This is a genomic window from Actinophytocola sp. (assembly GCF_050699915.1).
In the GTDB taxonomy this organism is placed as follows: Bacteria; Actinomycetota; Actinomycetes; order Mycobacteriales; family Pseudonocardiaceae; genus Actinophytocola.
On the sequence record NZ_JBOHGA010000292.1, the window covers coordinates 1 to 6,607 of the forward strand.

At 73.2% G+C, this 6,607-nt stretch carries 7 protein-coding genes and 1 pseudogene; 4 read left to right on the plus strand and 4 right to left on the minus strand.

Features of this window, described 5'->3' with window-relative positions:
* Together ACRDSK_RS30505 and ACRDSK_RS30510 are read left to right on the plus strand one after the other, a co-directional pair.
* On the plus strand, positions 1 to 1,026 hold a 1,026-nt coding region (locus ACRDSK_RS30505), incomplete at its 5' end, for a hypothetical protein (protein WP_431444852.1).
* The gene (locus ACRDSK_RS30510) at positions 1,023 to 3,248 is read left to right on the plus strand and encodes an Hsp70 family protein (RefSeq protein ID WP_431444853.1); all 2,226 of its coding nucleotides are present in this window, start codon (positions 1,023 to 1,025) and stop codon (positions 3,246 to 3,248) included. The genes ACRDSK_RS30505 and ACRDSK_RS30510, both read left to right, overlap by 4 nt.
* A 3-nt stretch (positions 3,249 to 3,251) precedes the next feature.
* On the opposite strand, the gene ACRDSK_RS30515 is transcribed toward ACRDSK_RS30510, so the two are convergent.
* The 4 genes from ACRDSK_RS30515 to ACRDSK_RS30530 form a co-directional block, all read right to left on the minus strand.
* A complete protein-coding gene (locus ACRDSK_RS30515; RefSeq protein ID WP_431444854.1) occupies positions 3,252 to 3,494 on the minus strand; it encodes a DUF6411 family protein in 243 nt (80 codons plus the stop codon).
* Between the two features lie 79 nt (positions 3,495 to 3,573).
* Entirely contained in the window at positions 3,574 to 3,978 is a 405-nt protein-coding gene (locus ACRDSK_RS30520) for an ATP-binding protein (RefSeq protein ID WP_431444855.1), read from the minus strand.
* Entirely contained in the window at positions 3,968 to 4,426 is a 459-nt protein-coding gene (locus ACRDSK_RS30525; RefSeq protein WP_431444856.1) for a hypothetical protein, read from the minus strand. The genes ACRDSK_RS30520 and ACRDSK_RS30525 overlap by 11 nt, the downstream gene beginning before the upstream one ends.
* Positions 4,423 to 5,127 carry a winged helix-turn-helix transcriptional regulator gene (locus ACRDSK_RS30530; protein WP_431444857.1) on the minus strand — a complete coding sequence of 235 codons (705 nt, stop codon included), beginning with the start codon at positions 5,125 to 5,127 and terminating at the stop codon, positions 4,423 to 4,425. The genes ACRDSK_RS30525 and ACRDSK_RS30530 overlap by 4 nt, the downstream gene beginning before the upstream one ends.
* Positions 5,128 to 5,262: 135 nt before the next feature.
* Between ACRDSK_RS30530 and ACRDSK_RS30535 the strand changes: the two genes are divergently transcribed.
* Both ACRDSK_RS30535 and ACRDSK_RS30540 read left to right on the plus strand, forming a co-directional pair.
* The gene (locus tag ACRDSK_RS30535) at positions 5,263 to 5,967 is read left to right on the plus strand and encodes a winged helix-turn-helix domain-containing protein (RefSeq protein WP_431444858.1); all 705 of its coding nucleotides are present in this window, start codon (positions 5,263 to 5,265) and stop codon (positions 5,965 to 5,967) included.
* A 146-nt stretch (positions 5,968 to 6,113) separates the two neighbouring features.
* Positions 6,114 to 6,607 (plus strand): annotated as a pseudogene (locus ACRDSK_RS30540) (two-component sensor histidine kinase); the annotation flags it as partial.

Consider the following 6,607-nt stretch of genomic DNA (forward strand, 5'->3'; position numbering starts at 1 on the left):
GGCGACGACACCGTCGCCGGCCAGGCCCGGCCCGGCAGCGCGGCGACGGAGCGGCTCACCCTGCCGCCACCGGTCGAGGGCGACCCGATCGCGGTGGCGGGCCGGTCCACCGAGCAGCTGCCGGTGGTCGAGAAGGGCAGACCCGTCGAGTACGACGACGGTTCGTCGACCCTGACCTGGCGGCTCGACTCCTTCGTCGACACGGCCGAGCAGAGCGCGGAGCTGGCGGCGGCCGGCGTCGCCACCGACGACGAGCACCGGCTGGTCCTGATCGAGATCACCGTGACCGCGGTGGCCAAGGAGGCGCATTACGACGAGCTCGTGGCCCGGACGTACGTCGTCGACGACCGGGGTCTCATGATCGGCGATGCCGGCAACTTCCGGTCGCCGTCCTGTCCGGAACGCGAACCGGCCGACGAGCTGAAGCCGGGCGAGTCGCGGCAGCTGTGCCTCGCCTACCGGGTCGCCCGCACCACGCCGGTGACCGAGGTCGCGCTGGCCACGTCCAGCACCAGGTGGCCCGAGGCCGGCACGCCCGCACGACTCGCCCTCGGCGCCCGGATTCCGGTGACCGGTCAGCGGGTCGACGGCGCGCCGCAGCCGTCGCCGCGCGACGCCCTGGCACTCGGCGTGCCGCACACCTTCACCTCCACCTCCTCGCCGACCACGACCGCCGACGTCGCCGTGGTCGACCTGGTCCAGAACCCGTCGGGCTACTTCGACAGCGAACCCATCGACCTGCCCGGCACCCGCGGCGTCCTGCTGCGACTCGCCGTCCGCATGCCGGAGGACGCCGAGTACTCCCCACCGCTGCTCGTCCAGCTGCGGGACGACCGCGGCACGATCATCGACGAGGCCAGCTCCGCGATCGTGAACACCCAGGGCTGCACCGGCACGGACAAGCTGCGGGGCGGGGCCGGCGTCCAGCAGGTGTGCCACCTGTTCGCGGTGCCGACCGGAACGCCGGTCCGGGACGTGGCGGTTTCGATACACGGCGCCGACGAGACCACCTGGCTGCTGCCGTGACCGGGGGCGCGCTGATCGTGGCGGTCGACTTCGGCACCACGAACACCGTGGCTGTCGCGCGCCGGGACGGGAAGCCGCCGCGAGTGGTGAGTGTGGACGGTGCGCCGTCCATGCCGTCCGCGGTGCTGCTGGGCGACGACGGCCGGCTCGTGGTCGGCACCGACGCGCTGCGGCTCGGCCGGTCGGCCGCGCACCGGCTGGAACACCGGCCCAAGTCCCGGCTGGACGAGGGCACCCTGTTGCTGGGCAACACTCCGGTCGACGTGCTCGACATGGTGCGCGCCGTCCTGGAGCGGGTCTGCGCGGAGGCGGCCCGGCAGGCCAACCGGCCCGTCGACCACCTGGCCCTGACCCACCCCGCGGACTGGGGCGCGCTGCGGATGGGCCGGCTGTCCGAGGCGGCTGCGGGACTCGCGCCGCAGGTCAGCATGGTGCCGGAGCCGGTCGCCGCGGCGGCCCGCGGTGGGCTCGGCGACGGCATGGCCGAGGTCGTGCTCGACCTCGGCGGCGGCACCTGCGACGCCGCGGTGGTTCGGCGCGACGGCGCCGGCTACGCCGTCCTGGCCTGCGCCGGGCTGCCCGACCTCGGCGGCGACGATCTCGACCAGCGGATCGTCGACCACGTCACGGGCGGCACCGCTCCGTCCACAATGGACGTCGCGGCGGCGAGGCGGGGTCAGGTGCTGCGGCAGGATGCCCGTGCCGCCAAGGAGCTGCTCAGCCGCCGCCGGTCGGCGAAGCTGACGGTGCCCGGACGCGACGACCCGGTCGAGCTGACCAGAAGCGACTTCGAGGCACTCGTCGAGCCGGACCTGCGACGGGTCGTCGAGCTGGCCCGCCGGGTGCTCGACGTGTCGGGCGTGGACCGGGGCGCGCTGCGCGGCGTGCACCTCGTCGGCGGGACCAGCCGGATCCCCCGGCTCGCGGCGCTGCTCGACGAGGAGCTGCGGCTGCCGGTCCAGCCGGATCCCGAGCCGGAGGCGAGCGTGGCCTGGGGTGCGATCGAGCTGGTCGTCGCCGGCACAGCAGCGCCCACCGGGCCGGTGCCCTCACCGGCACCGACCCCGGTCGTCCACAGTGGACGATCGCGGTCGCGGCGATGGGTCGCCGCCGGTACCGCGCTGACCGTGGTGGCCGCGCTCGTCGTGATCGGGACCCAGCTGTCCGGCGGGCAGCAGGTCAGCGGGAACCCTCTCGCTGCTGCCGCCACCAACCCGGCGCGACCGTCGAGCTCCGTGGTTCCGTCAAGCGACGCCGACGCGCCCGAGCTCACGCCCGCGCGGGACGGCAAGGCGGTCGTCGGTGCCGGCTCACCCGACCCGACCGTCGTACCCGAGGGCGGCAGTGGGTTGTTCAAGGCGACCGGCACCTACGAAGGCGCGACCGAGGTCCAGGAGGAAGTTCGGCTCGTACGAGGCGCGCTCGCCGATCGCGAGGCGCCGGACGGCTACCGATGGGTGGTGGCGAAGGTCCGGGTGACGCTGCGCGTCGGCGAGGAGCTCCCGTACGGCGACGGGCACAACGTCCACCTGTTGGACGACCGCGGCCAGCTCATGGACTCCGCGAGCCGGGCCGGGCCCGTCACGGTCGAGCTCTGCGGCTCGAACCAGCAGAACCTGCCCCGGACCCCGCGGGGCAAGTCCCGCACCGAGTGCGCGGTGTTCCTCGTCCCGGTCGCGACCGTCGTGCGCGGCGTGCTGTTCGACGACCGGACCATCGACCCGACCGGCGAGCACGCGCTGTTGTTCCCGATGACGGTGCCGGCGTCCGGTCCGCCAACCCTGCCGGCGGCGGAAGGGCAGGTCGGCGGCCCGCCCGTCGAGGTGCGGACCGACTCCGGTTACGCCGAGATCGGCATCGCCGACGTGATCGACGAGCCGTCGGCGTACCTCGTCGGGCCGAAGCCGCCGCCCGGCATCCGCCTGTACCTCGTCCGCTACACGGTGACCGCGAGCGGCGCCGGCAACGTGCGGACCTACGACGTCCAGGATGGCTTGAACATACTCGACGACCGGGGCCTGCTGGTCCCGGTCGACGCCTTCGTCGGCTACCGCCAACGGCACTGCCCCACCCCCGCCGAGGAGCTCGCCGCCGGCGTGGCCACCCAGGGCTGCCTGGTGTTCAGCTTGGCCCGGGGCGCCACGATCGGCCGGGTGGTGTACGAACCAAGACTCGAACGCGACGACCCGAGCCGCTGGCTGAGTTGGCAGCTCCCGGGCTGACGGTCAGAAGGGAAGCTTGCCGCGGCCCTTGCGGCCGGCGTGCGCGCTCTTGCCCATCGCGCGCTGCGACTTGGAGAACGGCTTGCTCAGCCATCGGCCGAGCGGACCTGGGGCCTTGCCCGCTACCTGCCCGCCGGCGCCCGCGGTCTTCTGCGCGCCGCGCTGGGGGTGCCTCGAGAGGCGCGGTACCAGGAAGGCCAGGATGACCAGCAGTACGCACACTCCGATGACGATTCCGATAACCATGAGCCTCAATCCTCGGTCCGGGTGACCGCGAAACCTTCGCGGTCAACTGAGGACTACCCCGATCGAAGGCTGATATGCCTCACGCCGCCTTCGTCACGTCGGCCCACACGACCTTGCCGTCCGGCCGGTGCTCGACGCCCCAGCCGGCGCAGAGGTCGCGCACGATCAGCAGCCCTCTGCCCAACGGCCACCCCGTGGTGGGCGAGAACGTGCTGTCGCCAACCTCCACGCGCACGCCGCCAACGGATCGGGGTGTGCTGAGTCGGACGGCGAACGGTGGCTCGGCATGCCGGAAGGCGTTGGTCATCAGCTCGCCGACCACGATCGTGACGTCTCGGAAGACCTGCGGTGTGGCGCCACCCAGCGGCCGCGCCAACCAGCCGCGCAGGTCCATCAGGAGCATCGGGTCGATCTCGGCGAGCCTGGCCTCTCCGAGCACGCGCTCGGTGCCCGCTGCCTGCGCGCCGTTCCCGTCAGTCCACATCGGACGGACCGGTGACGGCATGCCGTCCGCCTCCTCGAGTCGCGCGCGGCGACGGTTGGTCGGGCCGGGACAGCTGGCCTCGCGGCGACTCGACCGCCAGCTCGGCCCAGGTCGTTCTGGCCCGTCTGCGCCGTTCCACGCCCCACCGCGTCGACAAACCGTCGACCAGCACCAGGTTCGGGCCGTCGTCGGGCTCGGGGTCGCAGTCGTCGACCGATACGCCGAGCGTGCGGCGGTCGAGCGTCGCCAGCCGCAGCACGTAGGGCGCCGACCGCCGGCGCCGCGCCGCGGTGAGCAGCTCGTGGGCGACCACCGCGGCCCGCAGCCGCGCCGGCGCGGGAAGCTCGCTGAGTGCCCGCAGGATCCAGGCCGCGACCACCTCGGCCGGCGGGTCGTGCTCGGTCGGCAGCACCAGCGTCGCGTTCTCCTCCCTCGGCGGCCGGATCATCCGCGGTCCCCGGCCGGCCGCGGGAGCGGTTCGTCGACACGCGCCATCCCGGCGAACCGGCTCGCGCCGAGGCAGTCGATCAGCGAGCGGATCGCTGCCGTTTCGCCGGCGAGCATGATCGCGCGGTCCCGAACGGCCTGCAGCCAGGTGACATGGCCCAACCAGACGCCGGCCAGCGCGCCGAGCGTGCAGCTCACTCGCACCGCCGCGGCCGTGTCCGGGTGCCGCTGCCCCGCGACGACCTCCGCGGCCGACAGGATCAGCCACCACCGTCGCGGCTGCGGCGCATCGGCGAAGTCGACCTCGACCGTGAGCGGGTCGGCCGGCAGCCGGGCACGGTCGATCTCCCGGCAGATGTCGTACACGAGCAGCTCCGGATCGAGGTCGCCGAGCCGTGGCCGGTCCAGCCACCGCTGCCCCCAGGCGCCGAGCTGCTCGACGATCGGTCGCAGCTCGCGCCCCGCGGCGGTCAACCGGTAGGACACCTCACGGGCCTCGACCACGCGGGTGACCAGGCCGTGGCTCTCCAGCGTGCGTAGTCGGCGACCCAGCACAGACGGGGCGATCTTCGGCAGACCCTTCGCGATGTCCACCCGGCACTCGTTGCCGCACAACAGCTCGCGGACGATCAGCAGCGTCCACGACTCGGCGACCACCTCGGCCGCCCGCGCGATCGGACAGTGCTGCTCGTAGCGGTGCATCGGCACGATCCCCCGTTCGACCGGCTTGCCGTCATCCTCCTGTGTGTTCGGGCAGATCAACCTGACGACTTCCTGACGATCGGCCGGTCCCGCCGGTTCGCGTACGATCTGCGCCGAGTGGACTCGAGGTGGGGGATGATCGCCACGTTGCTGCTCGTCGAGGACGACGCGCGGATCCGTGAGGCGTTGCGGCTCGCGCTGGCCGACGAGGGTTACCAGGTCGTGGAAGCGGCCACCGGTGAGCAGGCGCTGGAACGGCTCACCGCCGGCGTCGTCGATGGTGGTGTCGAGCCGGATGTGGTGCTGCTGGACGTGATGCTGCCCGGGGCGGACGGGCTGGCGGTGTGCGCGCGGATCCGCGAGCTCGGCGACCTGCCGATCATCATGGTCACCGCGCGCACCGGGTCGGAGGAAGTCATCGCCGGCCTCGAAGCCGGCGCGGACGACTACGTGACCAAGCCGGTGGACGCCGGCGAGCTGAGCGCACGGATCCGGGCGCTGCTGCGCCGCACCCGCGCCGGCGACCCCGACGTGCCCGCCGTGATCACCCTCGGCGACCTGACGGTGCGTCTGACCGAGGGCCGGGTCCTGCGCGGGGTCGAGGAGGTGCCGCTGACCAAGACCGAGTTCCGGCTGCTGAGCACGCTGGCCGCCGCGGGTGGAGCGGTGGTGACCCGCGAGCAGCTGCTGGAGCGGGTGTGGGACTACGACTACTTCGGCGACACCCGGCTGCTGGACGTGCACGTGCGCCGGCTGCGCCGCAAGATCGAGCCCGACCCAGGCCAGCCGACCCTGGTGCTCACCGTCCGCGGGACGGGCTACCGAATCGGCGTGTCGTGAGCGGAGCTTGCGGAGCGAACCATCAAACACAGGGCGACCGCGAGGGGGCGTCGTGAGCCGGCTGCCGCTGCGAACCCGAGTGATGGCGTGGTTCAGCCTGGTGTCGCTGGTGATCGCCGGCGACCTGGCACCTGTCCACCGGCTACATGATCGACCAGCGCGAGCGCAGCGCCGTCCGGCAGGCGACCAGCAACGCACGGCTCATCGAGGACGCGCTGCGCCGTGACTCGGCGGGCCTGCCCGAGCTGATCACCGGGCTCGGGTCCGAGGCCGAGTCCGCGGTGCTGATCGTCGACAACCGCTCAGGCAACGGCGAGACGATCAGCAGCGGCAACCTCGTCGACCCGACACGGCTGCCGCCGGCCTTCCTGAACCTCGTCGCCGACGGCACCGCGGCGCACCAGCGCACGAGGCTCGACGACGTGCCGGTGCTCGCGATCGGGTTGCCACTGCGCGCGGGGACGGCGACCTACGTCCAGGTCTCGCCGCTGCGTGAGCTGGACCGCACGTTCCAGTTCCTGAGCTGGATCCTGCTGGCGGGCACGGCCGCGAGCGGCGTCGCGGGCGCGTTGGTGGGTCGCTGGGCGGCGAACCACGCGTTGCGCCCGCTGCGGCAGGTCACCGGCGCAGCGGCCAAGGC